Source organism: bacterium, assembly GCA_024742285.1.
Lineage (GTDB): Bacteria > Myxococcota_A > UBA9160 > UBA9160 > UBA4427 > UBA4427.
Genome location: JANSYR010000006.1, coordinates 15,610 through 33,431, shown reverse-complemented (window position 1 = coordinate 33,431; position 17,822 = coordinate 15,610). Strand labels below are relative to the sequence as shown.

16 protein-coding genes are annotated in these 17,822 nt (G+C 71.2%); 9 read left to right on the top strand and 7 right to left on the bottom strand.

Annotated features, from left to right (window positions below; translation table 11 throughout):
- Positions 1–2: 2 nt before the first annotated feature.
- The gene (locus NXI30_12555) at positions 3–2,474 is read right to left on the bottom strand and encodes a protein kinase (GenBank protein MCR9095043.1); all 2,472 of its coding nucleotides are present in this window, start codon (positions 2,472–2,474) and stop codon (positions 3–5) included.
- Positions 2,475–2,528: 54 nt separating this feature from the next.
- On the bottom strand, positions 2,529–3,299 hold the full coding sequence (locus tag NXI30_12550) for a class I SAM-dependent methyltransferase (GenBank protein MCR9095042.1): 771 nt from the start codon (positions 3,297–3,299) through the stop codon (positions 2,529–2,531).
- Positions 3,300–3,419: 120 nt separating this feature from the next.
- Between NXI30_12550 and NXI30_12545 the strand changes: the two genes are divergently transcribed.
- Positions 3,420–5,300: a tRNA uridine(34) 5-carboxymethylaminomethyl modification radical SAM/GNAT enzyme Elp3 gene (locus NXI30_12545; protein ID MCR9095041.1), complete on the top strand. Its 1,881-nt coding sequence runs from the start codon at positions 3,420–3,422 to the stop codon at positions 5,298–5,300.
- Here the strand turns inward: NXI30_12545 and NXI30_12540 are convergent.
- From NXI30_12540 to thiS, 5 genes are all read right to left on the bottom strand, one after another.
- Positions 5,297–6,820, bottom strand: a complete 1,524-nt coding sequence (locus tag NXI30_12540; GenBank protein MCR9095040.1) for a Do family serine endopeptidase — start codon at positions 6,818–6,820, stop codon at positions 5,297–5,299. The two genes, NXI30_12545 and NXI30_12540, sit on opposite strands and share 4 nt — an antisense overlap.
- A 92-nt stretch (positions 6,821–6,912) precedes the next feature.
- Positions 6,913–8,337 carry a trypsin-like peptidase domain-containing protein gene (locus tag NXI30_12535; GenBank protein ID MCR9095039.1) on the bottom strand — a complete coding sequence of 475 codons (1,425 nt, stop codon included), beginning with the start codon at positions 8,335–8,337 and terminating at the stop codon, positions 6,913–6,915.
- 170 nt (positions 8,338–8,507) lie between these two features.
- Entirely contained in the window at positions 8,508–9,179 is a 672-nt protein-coding gene (locus tag NXI30_12530) for a thiamine phosphate synthase (GenBank protein MCR9095038.1), read from the bottom strand.
- 19 nt (positions 9,180–9,198) lie between these two features.
- A complete protein-coding gene (locus NXI30_12525; protein MCR9095037.1) occupies positions 9,199–9,999 on the bottom strand; it encodes a thiazole synthase in 801 nt (266 codons plus the stop codon).
- 56 nt (positions 10,000–10,055) lie between these two features.
- A complete protein-coding gene (gene thiS / locus NXI30_12520; GenBank protein ID MCR9095036.1) occupies positions 10,056–10,256 on the bottom strand; it encodes a sulfur carrier protein ThiS in 201 nt (66 codons plus the stop codon).
- Between the two features lie 156 nt (positions 10,257–10,412).
- On the opposite strand from thiS, the gene alr reads away from it, so the two are divergent.
- The 8 genes from alr (at position 10,413) to NXI30_12480 (ending at position 17,704) form a co-directional block, all read left to right on the top strand.
- Complete coding sequence (alr, locus tag NXI30_12515; GenBank protein MCR9095035.1) at positions 10,413–11,591, top strand: alanine racemase; 1,179 nt, start codon at positions 10,413–10,415, stop codon at positions 11,589–11,591.
- Positions 11,592–12,016: 425 nt separating this feature from the next.
- Complete coding sequence (gene purH / locus NXI30_12510; protein ID MCR9095034.1) at positions 12,017–13,609, top strand: bifunctional phosphoribosylaminoimidazolecarboxamide formyltransferase/IMP cyclohydrolase; 1,593 nt, start codon at positions 12,017–12,019, stop codon at positions 13,607–13,609.
- A 26-nt stretch (positions 13,610–13,635) separates the two neighbouring features.
- The gene (gene purD, locus NXI30_12505; protein ID MCR9095033.1) at positions 13,636–14,919 is read left to right on the top strand and encodes a phosphoribosylamine--glycine ligase; all 1,284 of its coding nucleotides are present in this window, start codon (positions 13,636–13,638) and stop codon (positions 14,917–14,919) included.
- A gap of 64 nt (positions 14,920–14,983) precedes the next feature.
- A complete protein-coding gene (locus NXI30_12500; protein MCR9095032.1) occupies positions 14,984–16,279 on the top strand; it encodes a DUF1015 domain-containing protein in 1,296 nt (431 codons plus the stop codon).
- A gap of 2 nt (positions 16,280–16,281) precedes the next feature.
- Positions 16,282–16,620 (top strand): DUF721 domain-containing protein, encoded by a 339-nt coding sequence (locus NXI30_12495; protein ID MCR9095031.1) that lies wholly within the window; start codon positions 16,282–16,284, stop codon positions 16,618–16,620.
- A 69-nt stretch (positions 16,621–16,689) separates the two neighbouring features.
- On the top strand, positions 16,690–16,887 hold the full coding sequence (locus NXI30_12490; protein MCR9095030.1) for a hypothetical protein: 198 nt from the start codon (positions 16,690–16,692) through the stop codon (positions 16,885–16,887).
- 300 nt (positions 16,888–17,187) lie between these two features.
- Positions 17,188–17,463 carry a 30S ribosomal protein S16 gene (rpsP, locus tag NXI30_12485; GenBank protein ID MCR9095029.1) on the top strand — a complete coding sequence of 92 codons (276 nt, stop codon included), beginning with the start codon at positions 17,188–17,190 and terminating at the stop codon, positions 17,461–17,463.
- Between the two features lies 1 nt (position 17,464).
- A complete protein-coding gene (locus tag NXI30_12480; protein MCR9095028.1) occupies positions 17,465–17,704 on the top strand; it encodes a KH domain-containing protein in 240 nt (79 codons plus the stop codon).
- Positions 17,705–17,822 lie beyond the last annotated feature (118 nt).

Below are 17,822 nucleotides of genomic sequence, written 5' to 3'. Positions count from 1 at the left end.
GACTAGCGCTCCTCCACGATCTCCGTGAGGGCGGCCGCGACCTCCGCCGCGTTTGCCGGTCGTCCGTCCGGCTCGACCGACATGAGGCGCTGGATCAGGATCGCGAGCTTCGCCGGGTAGTCCGGGATGCCTTGCGTCGGGTCCGGACGAGGCGCTTCGCGATGTTTCGCCTGGACGTCGCCTTCCCTGAACGGAAGCCGCCCGGTCGAGAGCTCGAAGAGGGTCACGCCGAGGGCGTAGAGGTCCGTGCGGCCGTCGGCGACGTTGCCGCTCGCCTGTTCGGGCGCCATGTAGAAGGGCGTGCCGGCGATCACGGTCGAGCCGTCCATGCGGACCGCTTCGAGGATCTTCGCGAGGCCGAAGTCCATGATCTTCAGCACGCGGTCGCGCGTGATGAAGAGGTTCGAGGTCTTGATGTCGCGGTGGACGATGCCGGCGTCGTGGGCGTACTGGAGGCCGGCGCAGACCTGGAGCCCGAGGCGCGCCGTGTCGCGCGGCCCGAATCGCCCGCGCTCCTTGAGGATGCTGTTGAGCGGCAGGCCTTCGAGGAGCTCCATCGTGATGAAGAAGCTGCCGTTCTCCTGGTCCGCATCGTAGAGCGTCACGATGTTCGGATGGTTCATGCGCGCCGCCGCCTGCGCTTCGGTCAGGAAGAGCTGCACGGCGGTCGGGTGGTCGCGCAGGTTCTCGGGCATGCGCTTGAGCGCGACCGTGCGGCCGAGCCGTCGATCGCGGGCCTTGTAGACGAGTCCCATGCCGCCGCGGCCGACCTCTTCGAGGATCTCGTAGCGCTCTTCGGCGACGAAGGCGGTGGCGCCTGCCGGCGGGGTGAACGTGGCGCCGGAATCGCGGCGGCTCGCCGCGTTCATCTTCTTGCGTAGGGCCTCGATCTTCCCGGCGACGCGGGGATAGGTCGGGTCGCGGTCGCGCAGGGCGCCCAAGACTTCGAGGGCGCGGGGGACTTCGCCGGAGTCCTCGAGGAGCTCGGCGAGGTGGACCTCGAGGGCCGGGGCGAACTCGCCCGGCGCGAGGGCCTGGAGGCAGCGTTCGATCTGGTTCGCGGCGAGGTCGAGGTGACCTTCCTGTTCGTAGGCGAGGGCCAGGAGCTCTCCGGCGCGTCCGAAGGCCTCGTCGCCCTGGCCGACCTGTTGGAGGAGCCGGATCGCGCGAGCGCGATCGCCGGACTCGGTCGCGAGCGCCGCGGCGCGCAGGATCTCGCCCTGACCTTCGAGGGCACCGATCAGCCCGGCGGAATCGCCGGCCGACTCGTAGCAGCGAGCCGCCGCCGTCCAGTCCTCGAGCGTCGCATACGCCCGGGCGGCCTGGTCGAAGGCCCCGGCGGCGTCGTACATCTCCGCGGCGCTGCGCAGCTCGCCGGCGTTCTCGAAGAGCGCCGCGGCGCGGTCGAAGTCCGAGATCTCCTTGCGGAGCTGGGCCGCCTCGCGATCGCGGCCGGCGTTCTCGAGCTGCTCGGCCGCGGCTTCGGTCCGACCCTGGGCCTGGTGCAGGCGCGCGAGGAGGAGAGACGCCGTGCCCGACTGGCCGTCGCGTTCCAGGGCCTGCGCGGCCTGGGCGAGGTCCCCTTGCAGGAACGCGCCGACCGCCGGAGGGCAGCCCTTGAAGACGAGCCCGTCGGCATCGGCGAGGTCGATCGAGACGACGCTCGGCTCGTAGCTCGTGACCTGGCAGGGGCGCTCGACGATCCGGTCGCCGGCTCCGACCACGATCGCGTGTGCACCGAGGGGCAGGGTCGAGCGGACGACACCGACCTGTGTCGCATAACGGACCGTCGCGGGGCGCGAAGCGAGGCCGAGTCCGACGCCGTGGGCCGGCTGGCGGTCCCAGTGGACGCGGAACTCGATCGGGGCTTCGACGGGGGGGAGCGCGTGCTCGAGCTCGGTGCAGGCGCCGATGGCGATCTCGACGTCGACGGACTCCTCGATCCGGGCGAGCTCGGCGCGACTCTGCGCCGCGTGGAGCCGGCCTTCGATCTCGACGCGCCACGCGCCGGGCGGGACGGCGTCGAACTGGGTCTCGCGGCGGACGCCGACGCGTCGGATCGGCCGTCGGTCGTCGCGGCGCCGGTTTCTTCGGACGAGGCGGATCTCGAAGTCACCGTCGACGCCGTCCGGAAAGAGGAGATGGAGCGTGAGGTCCCCGACGTCGCGCCGGCGGCGTCGCTGGATCTGGCCGAGCACGAGCGCGAGGACGACCACCGCGCCGAGGGCGGTGAGGGCGCCGGCATCGCTCGCGAGGAACGCGTCGATCTCGCGCGCCCCGTTCGAGGAGGCGACCCACGCGTGGTAGGCGGCTTCGAGCGGGCCGATGAGCGCCTCGAATCGAGCGCCGTCGGCCAGCGTCGCCAGCGAGCGGCCGAGCCCCTCCGTGGAGGCGCCCGCGGAAGCGGGCGCCGCCGGGAGGAGACCGGTCGCGCCGATGGCGAAGGCACGGATTGCTCGTTCGAGGATGCGCATACCCGGTATGCACATCGGCGAAGTTGCACATGGAATGAAGATGAGGCCGAAAAGCTACGGTTTGCGCGCGATCCAGTGGCGGTTGAGGTCGCCCTGGGCACCGTCGGCGGAGAAGAGGGCCACGGTCTCGAGGCCGGTCCGGTCGCGCCAGGCCGCGATCTCGGCCTCGTCGGTCTCGTGGCAGTAGCGCGGCGCGGCGGCGGGGTCCTCGCCGAAGCGTAGGAGCGCGTCGCCCTCTTCGAGGAACTCGAGCGCGATCGGCGCTCCGAGCACGGGCCCGACCCCAGCCCAGTCGACGCGGCGCTTCTCGAAGCGGGGCCGTCCGGCGAAGCGCCAGAGGGTGAGCGCGAGCAGGCCCCCCGGGGCGAGCCGGTCGGCGGCGGCCTCGACGAGCGCCGCACGCGTCTCCCGGCCGGGCACGTGATGGAGCACGCCCATCAGCACCACGAGGGAGAAGGGACCGCGAGGCAGCGCCGCGCCGGGCGCGTCGTCTTCGTCGAGGAAGTCCTGTTCGAGGAGCTCGGCCGTCGATCCCGCCTCCGCCAGCGCGGGCGCGACGCGTTCGCGGGCGGCGGCGAGGAGCGCCTCGCTCGCGTCGGTCCCCACATAGTCGAAGGCGATCCCCGACTCCGCGAGCCAGGCGGCGAAGCGTCCGTTCCCGCAGCCGACGTCGAGGACCGAGGGCCGCCCCTCCGGAAGCAGCGCCGCGAGCCGTTCCCATCCGGGCCACGGCAGATCGATCCGGCTCGCATCGAAGGCGGCGGCCCGCTCGTCGTAGAACGCGCGCGAGAGCGCGTGGAGTTGTCGCCGGGTGAACGTGTCCATGGAGCGGGGAGTCTAGGCTTCGACCCCGGCCGCGAAACCGGGCGCCTGCAGGGGCGCCGCCCGCGTTCGACTACACTCGACCGTCGACGTTCCTGGGCGGCCAGGAGAGGAGACCGACGCGTGTCGAAGGCAGCGGCCGAACAGGAGCGGGGAGGCGAGGGGGGCGCATCGCGCGTGCCCGGCCGCTTCCGTGGTCGTGCGCCGGATCGCGACTTCGATCCGGCGGCGGCCCGCGAGGCGCTGCTCCCGCTCCTCCGGGAGATCGAAGCGGTCCCGGACGACGTGGTCGAGCCGCTCGAGACGGAGGTGATCGAGCCGCTGCTCCGGCGACATCCCCGACCCGGCGGCGGCTTCTTCTCGCGCAGTCAGCTGATCGCGGGCTTCCGCGCCTTCGCTTCGGAGGCGGGCTTCCGCTTCGACGAGGCCCGTTTCCGCCGGCGCGTACAGCGGCGCCCGGTCCGGACGCGGAGCGGGGTCACACCGCTCACGGTCCTGACGAAGCCCTTCCCTTGTCCGGGCAAGTGCATCTTCTGTCCCAATGACGTGCGGATGCCCAAGAGCTACCTGTCCGACGAGCCCGGCGCCCAGCGGGCCGCGAACAATCGCTTCGATCCCTACCTGCAGACCTGGAACCGGCTGGCGGCCTTCGACGCGACCGGGCATCCCGTCGACAAGGTCGAGCTGATCGTCCTCGGCGGGACCTGGTCCTTCTATCCCGAGGCGTATCAGGTCTGGTTCGTGAAGCGCTGCCTCGAAGCGATGAGCGACTTCGGGCAGGGCCGGGACGAGCGCGAGGCGTTCGATCCGGGGACCCCGGACTTCGAGGAGATCGACGCCGACGTCCGTGGCGACGCCTTCGATCGCAATCCGTACAACGCGCGGGTGACGGCCTTTCTCAAGGAACGCCAGGACGGCGAGCTCCTCCTCGAACACGAAGGGGCCGACTGGGCGGCCCTCGAAGCCGCTCAGCGCACGAACGAAACCGCCGGCGCCCGCTGCGTCGGGCTCGTGCTGGAGACCCGCCCGGACCACGTCGACGACGCGGAGGTCGTGCGCTTGCGTCGCCTCGGAGCGACGAAGGTCCAGCTCGGGGTGCAGAGCCTCGACGAATCGGTCCTCGAGGCGAACCGTCGGGGCCACGGTCTCGCCGAGACCCGGCGCGCCTTCGACCGATTGCGTCGGGCCGGGTTCAAGCTCCACGTCCACTGGATGGCGAACCTGCTGGGCGCGACGCCGTCGAGCGACCGCGCGGACTTCCCGAAGCTCTTCGAGGACGCGGCCTACCGGCCCGACGAGCTCAAGCTCTATCCGTGCAGCCTGATCGAGACGGCGGAGCTGATGGGGCCATGGAAGCGCGGCGAGTGGCGCCCCTACGAGGATGTGGAGCTGCTCGAGGTCGTGGCCGACGCGCTACCGCGGGTGCCGCGCTATTGCCGGGTCACCCGCGTGATCCGCGACATCTCGAGCGACGACATCGTGGTCGGCAACAAGCGCACCAACTTCCGCCAGATCGCCGAGGACGAGATCGCACGGCGCGGTCAGCGACTCGTCGAGATCCGTGCGCGCGAGATCCGCGGCGCGTCCTTCGACGATGCGACCCTCGAAGCGAAGGACACGGAGTACGTGACCGACACAGGGCGAGAGATCTTCCTCGAGTTCGTCACGCCGGAAGACCGGATCGTCGGCTTCCTCCGCCTGTCGCTCCCGAACGAAGCGTCCTTCGTGGACGAGCTCGGTCCGAGCGCCCTCGTCCGCGAGCTCCATGTCTACGGCGGCAGCGTCCGCCTCGGCCACGCCCCGGACGGCGCCGCCCAGCATCGCGGCCTCGGCACGCGCCTCCTCGACCGCGCCGCGGACCGCGCCCGCGCGGCGGGCTACGACACGCTCTCGGTCATCTCGGCGATCGGGACCCGCGACTACTACCGCAAGCAGGGCTTCGTCGACGGTACGCTCTACCAGCACCGCGCCCTCGACGACGCCTCCGCCACGAAGACGCCCTAGCCCGCGCGCGAGAGTCGGACCCAGAGCGTCGAGTTGCCGCGGCGCACGAGGAGCAGGGGGCGGTCGGCTGTCGCGAGCTTTGCAACGAGGTCGTCGACGTCTTCGACGGATTTCCGGTCGAGCTCGACGATGATGTCCCCGGGACGCACGTCGCTCTCGGCCGCCGGTCCCCCCGGATCGACGCCGACGACGAGCACCCCCGCGACCTCCCCTTCGAGACCGAGCCGGGCTGCATCCTCCGGCGTGACGTCGCGCACGCGCATCCCGAAGCCCTCGTTCTCCGGATCCTTGCCGCGAACCGAGGAGAGCGCCGGCCCGTCCTCGAGCCGGCCGACCTCGACGGCGAGTGTCCTCTTCTCTGCGTTTCGGACGACGACGAGGCTCGTCGTCTTGTCGACGGGCGTTCCCGCGACGATCAGGCGCAGGGACTGCACGTCGTCGATCGGTTTCTCGTCGAACTCGAGGATCACGTCGCCGCTCTCGAGCCCGGCCTTCTCCGCAGGCGAGTCCGCCAGGACCGATCCGATGAGCGCGCCGCGCGCCTGGTCGAGGCCGAAGGCTTCCGCCAGGTCCTGGGTCAGGGGCTGGAGCGCCACCCCCAGCCAGCCGCGCGTCGCCCGGCCTTCCGCGCGCAGCGAAGGCAGGATCTGCTTGGCCATGTTGATCGGGACGGCGAAGCCGAGGGTGTTCGCCTCGGCGCGGATCCGCGTGTTGATCCCGACGACGCGTCCTTCCAGATCGATGAGCGGCCCGCCGGAGTTGCCGGGGTTGATCGCCGCGTCGGTCTGGATGTAATCCGCGTAGGACTGGGGGACGAACTCGGAGAGATCGCGGCGGTGGACGCCGGAGACGATCCCCGCGGTGACCGTGTGGTCGAGGCCGAAGGGGTTGCCGATCGCGACGACCCAGTCGCCGGGGCGGATCGCCTCCGAGTCGCCGAGGGCGATCGTCGTGAGCCGCTCGCCTTCCGGGTCGATCTTCAGCAGCGCGATGTCCGTCTTCGGGTCGAGGCCGACGATCGCGGCGGGGAGCTCGCGGCCGCCCAGGAAACGGACGGTGATCTCCTCGGCGCCTTCGACCACGTGGTTGTTCGTCACGATGTAGCCGTCGGTCGAGATCACGAAGCCGCTGCCCATCCCCTCCTGCTCGAAGGGCTCGCCGCCGCCGAAGGGCGGGAGGCCGAAGCCGCGCGGATGCCCGGGGATCATGAGCCCGTCGAGGCGGACCGTCTCGCGGGTCTGGATGCTGACGACCGCCGGCGCCACCCGTTCCGCGAGATCCGCGAAGCTGGTCGGGATGCCGGCCGGGCGGGCCTTCTCGATTCCGCTCTTCGAGCGCCAGAACGCGCCGGGCCAGGCTTCCTTCTCTTCGTCTTCTTCGTCGCCGCTTCCGAAGAAGTCGATCGCCCGCGCGGTCGCGGGACCGAACCCGAGATCGGCGCGCTCGGACGACGGGACGAAGGGGCCGAGGGCGGAGACGGCGAGCGCCAGCAGTGCGCCCGAAACGAGATTGCGTCGCATGTGAAGTCGGCTCCTGGGTGGGAGGGCGTCCTCCCGGAAGGGATCCACGACAGTCGGGCGCGACGAAGAGCAGGTCTTCGCCTGCGCGAAGACTATTGGAGCGGGATCGTGAGATGGTATCGGCCGGGTCCACGCTGGACCAGGACGAGGGCGCGTGTCTTGCCGCGGACCTTGGCGATGCCGCGTCGAAGGGATTCGTAGTCGCGGAGGACCTCTCCGTTCAGCTGCAGCAGGAAGTCGCCCGCGCGGATGCCGAGCGCCTCCGCCCCCGAGCCTTCGCGGACGCTGCGGATCGCGTAGGCCTGCTCGCGCTCGGTGTGCTCGAGCTCGAGACCGAGGCGGCTGTGCGCGATCCGCGACACGACGGCGATGGGCATCTCCGCGGCGACGGCCTTGGCTTCGAGGATCTCTCCCTCGCGGAAGAGCTCGAAGTCGATCGATTGTCCGTCGGTCAGGCGATTGAAGCCCTCGTTCAGCGCCGCCGCGCTGGCCACCCGGCGGCCATCGACCCCGACGATGATGTCCCCGCGTTCGAGGCCGGCCTCGGCGGCGGGACTGCCGGGTTGGACGCGCTGGACCAGCACGCCGCGGGCTCCATTCGGGAGGTCGAGGATCTGCTGGAGGGCCGGGTCGATCCGCTGGAACTCGAGGCCGAGCCAGACGGGACGGACCTCGTCGTAGAGGAGCAGCTCGTTGATGATCCGGCGGGCGGTATCGATCGGGATCGCGAAGCCGATGCCCTGGGCGCCGCCCCAGATCGCCGAGTTGATGCCGATCAGGCGCCCCTCGGCGTTCAGCAGGGGGCCGCCGGAGTTGCCCGGGTTGATCGAGGCGTCGGTCTGCAGGAGCCCGTGGAGCGGAAGGCCGCTGCCCTTGTTGAGGGTCCGGTCGACGGCGGAGATCACCCCCGTCGTGACCGTGTTCGAGAAGCCGAAGGGATTCCCGATCGCGATCACCGGCTCACCGACCATCAGGTCCTGGGACTCGCCCGGGCGGGTGAAGGGCAGGGTCTCGCGTGGCTCCATCTGGATCCGCAGAACCGCGAGGTCGTTGCTCTCGTCGGCGCCCACGACGTCCGCCGCGAAGACCCGCCCGTCCGAGAGCGCCACCCGGATCCCGCGCACGCCCTCGATCACGTGCGCGTTCGTCAGCACGTGGCCCTCGCGGTCGAAGATCACGCCCGAGCCGAGGGTCTTGCCCACGCGCGCGCGCGGATCGTAGAAGGCGCCGAAGAATTCTCCGGACTCGGTGTCGGAATTCGGGCGGCTGAAACGGAAGGGGCTCTCCTGCCGGACCGCGTCCTCCGCGAGGATGTTCACGACCGAGGGACCGACGCGCTCGACGACGTCCACGGTCGCGGTTCGCCGGAGGAAGGGATCCGCCGCCCGCGCGGGGAGCGCGGCGCTGAGCCCGACGGCGGCGAGGGCGAGCGCGGCGAGCAGGGTCGCGCAGGCCGCGCGGAGCCCGAGCGCCAGGAGCCGCGCGTTCTGAATCGGTCGTCGGAGGTCTCGGTTCATGGGGTTCGACTCGGAGCCCGGCTCGCCGGCGATGGCGTGAGCGTCCGTCCCGCTACGCGGGGGACGAAACCGGGCCACGCTCGTCTGTCGCCGCCGAAGGCGGATCGGTTCGCGCTCCATTCCGCTTCCCCCCGGTCGGGCTCGCGCAAATCACGAGCAGAAACCGGAGTTTAGCCGTGCGCGTCGAGTCGTCGTCTGAGGGGGGAAAGGAACGACTCCGGATCCGCGCCCCGCGAGAGCGCTCCGGTCACGGCGACGCCTGCCGCCCCCGAGGCCACGGCTTCCGCCGCCCGATCGGCATCGAGTCCGCCCTGCGCGAAGACGGGCAGCCCGCCGCGGGCCGCCTCGGCGAGCGCATCGACGCCGAGGGCCGGGCGCTCCGCCGGCTTGGAGTTGGGATTCCAGATCGGGGCGAGATGGACGTAGTCCGCCGGGGTCGCCCGCGCCGCCTCGGCGCGGATCTCCTCGACCGTGTGCAGCGACCGTCCGACGATCGCGCCCTCGCCGAGCAGCGCCCGCCCGTCGGCGGCGCCGACCGCGTCGAAGCCGAGGTGGACGCCGTCCGCGCCCGCGGCGAGCGCCACGTCGACCCGCTTGTTCACGAGGACGCGCAGGCGTTCCCGGCGTTCTCCGGCCTCGGCGCGCGCGCGCTCCCGTGCTTCGACCAGCGCCCGAGCGGTGGCGAAGAGGGCGGCGTCCGCGACCGTCCGGTCGCGCAGCTGGACCCAGTCCGCGCCCGCCGCGAAGAGGGCGTGCGCGCGCTTCGTCGGCTCCGTTCCGAACCCGGCCGCGTCGAGGACGACGCAGAGGAGCGGAGCGCCGCCTTCGAGCTGCGGGAACAGCGCGGGGCCTCGTCCGCGCCTAGAAGCTTGCGGTGCCGTCGAGCGGACTCGACGCCGACGCGTAGAGACGCTTCGGCATCCGGCCCGCCTCGTAGGCGGCGCGGCCCGCTTCGACGCCCTGGCGCATCGCCCGCGCCATCTTGACCGGATCCTTCGCGTGGGCGATCGCCGTATTCATGAGCAGCGCCGTCGCGCCGAGCTCCATCGCGTACGCGGCATCGCTCGCCGTCCCCACGCCCGCGTCGACGATCACGGGCACCTCGACCGTCTCCATGATGATGCGCAGGTTGGCGGGGTTCCGGATCCCCATGCCCGAGCCGATCGGGGCGGCCAGCGGCATGACCGCGGGACAGCCGAGCTGCTCGAGGCGCTGGCACGCGACCGGGTCGTCGGTGATGTAGGGCAGGACCGTGAAGCCGTCGGCGATCAGGCGCTCGGCGGCCTCGAGGGTCGCCGGCACGTCCGGGAAGAGCGTGCGCTCGTCGCCGATCACCTCGAGCTTCACGAGGTCGGTGTCGAGGAGCTCGCGGCCCATCTGCGCGGTCGTGACCGCGTCGTCGGCGGTGTAGCAGCCGGCCGTGTTCGGCAGGATCGTGAACTCGGAGGGCTTGATCACGTCGAGCAGGCGCGGTCCCTTCTCGGCGTCGAAGTTCACGCGCCGGAGCGCGACCGTGATCATCTCGGCGCCGGACGCGCGCGCGCACTCGAGGTTCTGCTCGAAGCTCTCGTACTTGCCCGTACCGATGATCAGGCGGGAGTGGAAGGCGTGGTCGCCGATCCGGAAGGCCGGCTCGGAGGTCTCGTTCTGGGGGTGGCTCATCGTGTTCTCCGGTTGGGACGGAAGGGGGCGCGGGGCTCGAAAGAGGGCGGTCGTTCTCAGCCGCCGCCCACGGCTTCGAGGATCTCGATCCGGTCGCCGTCGGCGACCCGGTGCTCCGCGTAGCGCGAGCGGATCACGACGTCGCGATTGACCGCGACTGCGACGCGCTTGCCGCCGAGGTCGAGGGACACGAGGAGCTCGGAGACCGTGCACGGTTCGGCGAGGGTCGTCGGCTCTCCGTTCACGTCGACTTCGATCGCGTGCTCGGGGCGGGCCTCGGTGTCGGCGCTCATGTTCGGAACCCTCCGTCTCCTCGAGGCGAAACGTACCCGAGGCGCTGTCCGCGCGCCGCGGAGAACGGCTCCGCGCGGCCGGATTCGGTAGTCTCCGAGGGCCCCTGGGAGACCCCACTGTTGTCGATCGATCCGGATCAACGCGCGTCCGCCGAGCAGCGCCCGGCCTGGGCGTGGATCGACCGTGCGGCGCTGCGCCACAATGCGCGGCGCGCGATCGAGCTGGCCGAAGGGCGCGCGGTGATCGGCGTCGTGAAGGCCGACGGCTACGGCCACGGCGCGACCGACGTGGCCCGGGCCCTGCTCGCCGAGGGCGTCGCGCGGCTCGCGGTCGTGAGCGTCGCCGAAGGCGCCGCGCTCCGACGGGACGGAATCGGCGCGCCGATCCTGCTCCTCGGCGGGATCGACGATGCCCGGGTGGCGGAACGCGCCGTCAAGTGGGGCCTGGTTCCCGTCCTCCACGACGAGCACGGGCTCGCCCTCGCGCAGAGCTTCGGGAGCGCCGAGGCGCGGCTCGCGGTCGAGCTCGAGGTGGATACGGGCATGCGACGGATGGGCGCTGCGCCGATCCACGCGTCGTCGCTCCTCGCCCGGGCCCTCGACGCGTCGCAGCTCGCGGTGGGCGGGGTCTTCACCCATCTCGCCTGTGCCGACGAGCCGGATCTCGAGAAGAGTCGCGTCCAGGTCCGCGCCCTCACGGCGCTCGTCGACGAGGTGGTTCGGGCGGGGGAAGGGCGGCCGGAGCTCCACGTCGCGAACTCCGCCGGGCTCTTCCGGCGCGAGGCGATCGAAGGCGGGCTGATCGAGTCGACCGCGGTCCGACCCGGGCTCATGCTCTACGGCGTCTCGCCCTTCGAAGACCGGAGCGCCGAGGATCTCGACCTGGAGCCCGCGATGACCCTGGCGGCCCGGGTCGTCGCGACCCGGCGGATCGGTGCCGGGGACTCGGTCGGCTACGGCGGGGCGTGGACCGCGGACCGGGAGACGACGATCGCGACGCTCCCGCTGGGCTATGCGGATGGGATTCCGCGAGCGGTGCTCGCGCGGGGGGAGGTCCATCTCGCGGGGGCGATGCGGCCGATCGTGGGGCGGGTCTCGATGGACAGCGTCTGCGTCGACGTGGGCGACGAGGCTGTCGCGCTCGGCGACGTCGCGACGGTCTTCGGACGGACGCCGGAAGGGGAGCGCGTCCCGGTCGAGGCGCTGGCCCGGGCCGCCGGGACGATCGGCTACGAGCTGCTGGTCGGGGTCGGCGCGCGGGTGCCGCGGCTGTCGGCGGACGGCCCGCCGAGCGCCTGAGCCGGCTCGCGCCGGAGGCCCCGCCCGATCCGTCACGTCGCCCGGGAAGACACTCGACCTGCGGGGCAGGCCGGCCTGCGCGCTCTCCGATTGACGCGCCCGGGTCACGCGGGTACACACTCGCCAACCCCCTGGATCCCCGGCCAGAAAGCGTGCGCCGACTCGTTCGGACGCCGTTCGGAAGACCCGCCGCGCCGCCGCCCACCGACTCCGGTGGGAGCCGCGACGATGGGGGTCCCCGGCTTCTCGGCCGGTCCTCGTGCCGGCGGACACGACCGAGATGCCGCTCGGGGGCCGTTGGACGACGACACGCGCGCCCGATGCGCGGCCGCCCGGCACGGATCGATCACAGCTCGAGGGTGACCCGAAAGTCGCTCGCCATTCGCTTACTCTTCCCTACTTCCTCTCTCAAGGAGCCGACAGCCATGCCCCCCAGCGATGACGTGCAGCCCGTTCGGCGCGCGCTGCTCTCCGTTTCCGACAAGACCGGGCTCGTCGAGCTCGCCAAGGGCCTCGCCGACGTCGGCGTGGAGCTCGTCGCCTCCGGTGGGACGGCCGGCGCGATCCGCGACGCGGGGCTGCCGGTCCTCGATGTCGCCGATCTGACGAAGAGCCCCGAGATGCTCGGCGGCCGAGTGAAGACGCTCCATCCGAAGATCCACGGCGGGATCCTCGCCCGCCGCGACCTGGCAGAGGACCAGGCCGACATGGAGGCGAACGGGATCGGGGCGATCGATCTCGTCGTCTGCAATCTCTATCCGTTCCAGGCGACCGTCGCGAACCCCGACGTGACCCGGCCGGAAGCGGTCGAGAAGATCGACATCGGCGGCCCGTCGATGATCCGCTCCGCCGCGAAGAACCACGCGTTCGTCGGCGTCCTCTGCGACCCCGCGGACTACTACCGGGTGGTCGGGGAGCTTCGGGAGAGTTCGGGGCTCAGCGCCGCGTTGCGGCGCCGACTGGCCCTCAAGGCTTTCCAGCACACGGCGGCCTATGACTCGGCGATCGCGACCTGGCTCGCGGCGAACGATCCGGTCGAGGAGCCGGAGGTGTTTCCCGAGACGCTCACGATCGCCCTCGAGAAGGCGGACGAGCTCCGGTACGGCGAGAACGCCCACCAGCGCGCCGTCCTCTACGGCGACTTCCTCGAGATCTGCGAGCTCCATCACGGGAAGGCGCTCTCCTACAACAACCTGGTCGACGCCCAGGCGGCCCTCGCCTTGATCGCGGACTTCATGCCGACGGATCCGGCGTCGAACGCCGGCGAGCGGGCGGTCGTCGCGATCCTCAAGCACAACACGCCCTGCGGCGTGGGGGCAGGGGCGACGCCGCTCGAGGCCTATGAGAACGCCTTCGCGACGGACCCCGACTCGCCCTTCGGCGGGATCATCGTCTCGAACCGCCCCTTCGACCTCGACCTCGCGAAGGCCGTCGACGAGATCTTCACCGAGGTCCTGATCGCGCCGTCCTTCACGGACGACGCCCTCGAGTTCCTCAAGAAGAAGAGGAACCGCCGACTCCTCTCCTTCGAGCGCGACAAGATCGATTCGAGCCAGACCGAGGTGCGCCGGGTCTTCGGCGGGCTCCTGGTCCAGGAATCCGATCCGGCGCCGGAAGAGGTGATGAGCGCGGAGGTGGCGACGGACGCGCAACCCTCCGACGAGCAGCGCACGGCGATGGAGTTCGCCTGGCGCGTCGTCAAGCACGTGAAGAGCAACGCCATCGTCTTCGCGACCCACGACCGGACCCTCGCGATCGGTGGCGGGGCGACGTCGCGGGTCGACGCCGTCTTGAACGCGGTGGCGAAGGCGGGCCGCGTCGGGCTCTCCCTCGACGGCTGCGTGCTCGCCAGCGATGCCTTCTTCCCGTTCCCGGACGGGCTCGAAGCGGCGGTCGAGGCCGGAGCGGCGGCCGTCGTCCAGCCCGGCGGCTCGAATCGCGACGAGCTCGTGATCGAGGCGGCGAACAAGCTGAACGTGCCGATGCTCATGACCGGCAAGCGACATTTCAGGCACTAGTCAGGCACTAGGCGAAAGGGTTCCCCATGAAGGTCCTGGTCGTCGGCAGCGGCGGGCGCGAGCACGCGCTGGTCTGGAAGATCGCCCAGAGCAACAGCTTGACCGCGCTCCATGCGGCACCCGGCAGCAAGGCGATCGGTCGCCTCGCGACCTGCCATGCCGACGTGAAGGCGAACGATCTCGACGCGATCGTGGCGCTCGCCCAGCGCGAGTCGATCGATCTCGTCGTCGTAGGCCCCGAGGACCCGCTCGCGGCCGGGCTCTCGGATCGTCTGCGTGACGTCGGCGTCGCGACCTTCGGTCCGTCGGCCGCAGCGGCGCAGCTCGAGGGCAGCAAGGCCTTCTCCAAGGACTTCATGGCGCGGCACGGGATTCCGACGGCGGCGTACGAGGTCTTCGACGACGCGACCGCCGCCCACGCCTACGTGGACGCGCTCGGTCGCCCCTGCGTGGTCAAGGCCGACGGGCTCGCCGCGGGCAAGGGCGTGGCGATGTGCGCCGAGGCGGCGGCGGCCCATGCGGCGATCGACGAGATGATGGCCGACAAGCGCTTCGGCGACGCGGGAGATCGCGTCGTGATCGAGGAGTGGCTGCAGGGCGAAGAAGCGTCCTACTACGCCCTCTGCGACGGCGAGCGGATCGTGACCCTCGCCGCGGCCCAGGATCACAAGCGCGCCCTCGACGGCGACCAGGGCGAGAACACCGGGGGCATGGGCGCCTACTCGCCCGCGCCCGTCGTCTCCGACGCGGTCGAGAAGAAGATCCTCGAGCGCGTCGTCCACCCGACGATCAACGGTATGAAGGCCGACGGCCACCCGTACCAGGGCGTGCTCTTCGTCGGGCTGATGATCGACGAGGCCGGCGATCCCTACGTGATCGAGTTCAACGTCCGCTTCGGCGATCCCGAGACCCAGCCGCTGATGGTGCGCATGGAGGGGGACCTCCTGCCGATCCTGGATGCGGCGGCGCGCGGGACGCTCGATCCGTCGACGGCCCTCGGCTGGGGCGACGCCGCGGTCTGCGTCGTGCTCGCGTCCGGTGGATATCCGCGAGGCTACGAGACCGGCAAGGAAATCACCGGCCTCGCCGCCCTCGACGGTGACGACACCCTCGTCGTCTTCCACGCGGGGACGACAGGCTCCGCCGACGGCGACGACTTCGTGACCGCCGGCGGCCGGGTCCTCGGGATCACGGCTCGGGGCGGCTCGGTCGCCGAGGCCCGCGAACGCGCCTACGCCGCGGTCGAGGGCGTCGCCTTCGAAGACATGCACTTCCGACGCGACATCGCCGACCGCGCCCTCGGCCGCTGAGGCGTCGCCCCCGTTCGTCGCTCGCCTTTCGAACGCCCGAAACCGTCGAAGGAGTCCGTTCTCGATGACCGTCGCCCGCCCGCTGCGCGCGCTTCGCTACGACACCGATCGTGTCGACTTGTCCCGGGTGATCGTGCCGCCCTACGACGTGATTGCCGACGACGAACGCGGCGACTTCTTCGACCGGGACCCGCACAACGCGATCCGCTTCGAGCTGACCCGCGACGCGAACGACGAAGCCGCCGCGGACTACGGATGGATCCGCGAGACCCTCGACGCCTGGCGCGCCGAAGGCGTCCTGGTCCGCGACGACACGCCGGCCTACTACGTGATGGGCCAGCGCTACGAGGCCCCGGACGGGCAGCGCCTCGAGCGGATCGGTTTCTTCGCCGAGCTCGGGCTCGCGGAGTACGACGAGCGGGTCGTGCGTCCCCACGAACGGACCCTCGCCGGGCCGCGGGCGGATCGGTTGAAGCTCCTGCGGGCGGCGGAGGCGAATCTCTCCACCGTCTTCCTTCTCTACGAGGATCGCGAGGACACCCTCGGGTCGCTCCTCGCGGAAGCGCTCGAGCGGGGCGACGTCGCGCGTGCGGCGTTCGGGGAGGTCGAGTACCGGCTCGCGCGTCTGGACGATCCTGCGGCGATCGCGCAGGTCCGCGCCTTCATGGACGCGCGGCCGAGCGTGATCGCCGACGGCCACCATCGCTACGAGACGGCGCTCGAGTACCGCCGACAGCAGACCCTCGCGCACGGAGACGATCCCGACGCCCCCTGGCAGTCGACGATCGCCTACTTCGCGAACGCCTGGGCCAAGGGCAGCCTGCTCCTGCCGATCCACCGCGTCGTCCGCGAGGTCGCGGCGCCCTCCGAGGCCGAGTGGCGGGCGAAGCTCCCGGACTGGACGATCCGCGCGCTGGCGCCCGTCGATCTCGAGGGCGTCGAAGCCCGGCTCGCCGCGGAGCTCGCGCCGCTGGCGGGGCGGCCGGCGTTCGTCGCGGAGAGCGCCGGCGGCGCGGCGCTGCTCGTCTCGCGCGATGAGCCGCTCGGCGACGAGCTGATGGTGCGGCTCCTCGAGCGGGACGTACTCGGGACCGTCTTCGGGCTCGACGCCGAGGCGATTCGCGGCGGGGCGGTGGCCTTCCCGAAGAGCGCGCGCCGCGCGGGGCAGGAGATCCGGGAAGGGAAGGGGACCGTGGCCCTCTACCTGAACGCGCTGACCCCGGACGACGTGTTCCGCGTGACGGAGGCTGGCGAGGTCATGCCCCAGAAGTCGACCTTCTTCCATCCGAAGATCCCGACCGGGATGGTCTTCCGCGACCATCGCGCCGATCCCTCCTCCGACGCCGCCGGAGCGGTCTGAGCGTGGCGCGGGACCGGGGACCGGGCGGACGGCGCAAGGGGCGCATGCAGCCGGTCGGTGATCTGGTGGGGCGGGTCCTCGGCGAGCTCGGCCTCGACGGGGTCGCGCTCGCCCATCGGATCGGCAGCGAATGGCCGGAGATCGTCGGCGAGAAGGTCGCCGAGCACTGCCGACCGCTCGGCCTGCGAGCCGGCGTGCTCGAGGTCCAGGTCGACAGCCCGGTCTGGTCGCAACAGCTGCAGCTGCGCAAGGCAGAATTGCTCGAGAAGCTCGAGGCGCGCTACGCGAGGCAAGCGCCGCGGGAGGTTCGATTTCAGGTCGGCTATCCTCGGCGCCGTTGAGCGTCCGCGCTCCCTCCCGCCGGTGGAGCTGCCCCCGGCTCGACCCCCACTCAAGACGTTCGGACCCCGATGGCGAGTTCCCCCACCCCTGATCCCGAGATGACGGGGCGAAGCTGCGATTTCTGCGGCGACGTCGTGTCGTCGGTTCGCCGCGTCGCCCTCGACCAGGAATACGACCGGCTCCAGAAGGCGCACAAGGAGCTGTACTCCTGTGCCGACTGCTTCGAGAAGAAGGAGCAGGAGCGGCTGGGCCTGGCCCGGCGCTGAATCGCGTCCCCGCGAGGACGTCTTCGCGGCCGCCGCGCCTCCTCCGCCCGGCCTCGGCCCGACCTCCGCCCGACCTCCGCCCGACAAAGTTGACCCGGGCGGGCGGTTTCCCTAATTTGCGCGCCTGCTTAGGGCCGGTGCGCGCCGCTGGGCTCGCCCTGGAACGATCGCGCCGCCCGCCATTTTCCCCGTCCAGCTCGATGCTCCCTACCGGCGCGCCTCGCGACCGCTGGAATCGAGCTGCCCACACTTTCGATACACCGTCGGAGCGAGGCTCCGCGACACGAGGACCGAACGAACATGGTCAAGATCCGGCTGACGCGAATGGGCTCGAAGAAGCGCCCGTTCTACCGCGTGATGGCGATCGACGAGCGCAAGCAGCGCGACGGTCGCCCGCTCGAGTTCCTGGGGACCTACGACCCGCGGATCGATCCCGCCTCGCTGAACCTCGACCTCGACGCCATCGAGGCCTGGGTCGGCAAGGGCGCGCAGCTCTCGGACACGGTCCGCAGCCTGGTGAACCGCCTGAAGCGCGAGGGCAACACTGCCAACACCGCGAACGCAGGAGCCGCCTAGCATGTCGAAGAAGGGCAAAGACTCCGCAGAGCTCGTCTCCTTCCTCGCGAAGGCGATCGTTTCCAACCCCGACGACGTCGACGTCGACATCGAGGACGACGGTGAGCTGATCGAGCTCGAGACCGCCGACGGTGATCGTGGTCGCGTGATCGGTCGACAGGGCCGGGTTGCCAAGGCGTTGCGCGCGATCCTCAACGCGACCGCCGACGGCGCCGGGGCACGACTCGACATCGTCGATTGAATTGCGACTTGCAGGCGTTTTGGGCAGGCGGTGGTCACGCATCGCTTCGGGACGTCTGAGCGGATTCGGCGGATCGGAAGGTCCGAGCTGAAATCGAAGTGGATGGCCGCGGCGCTGA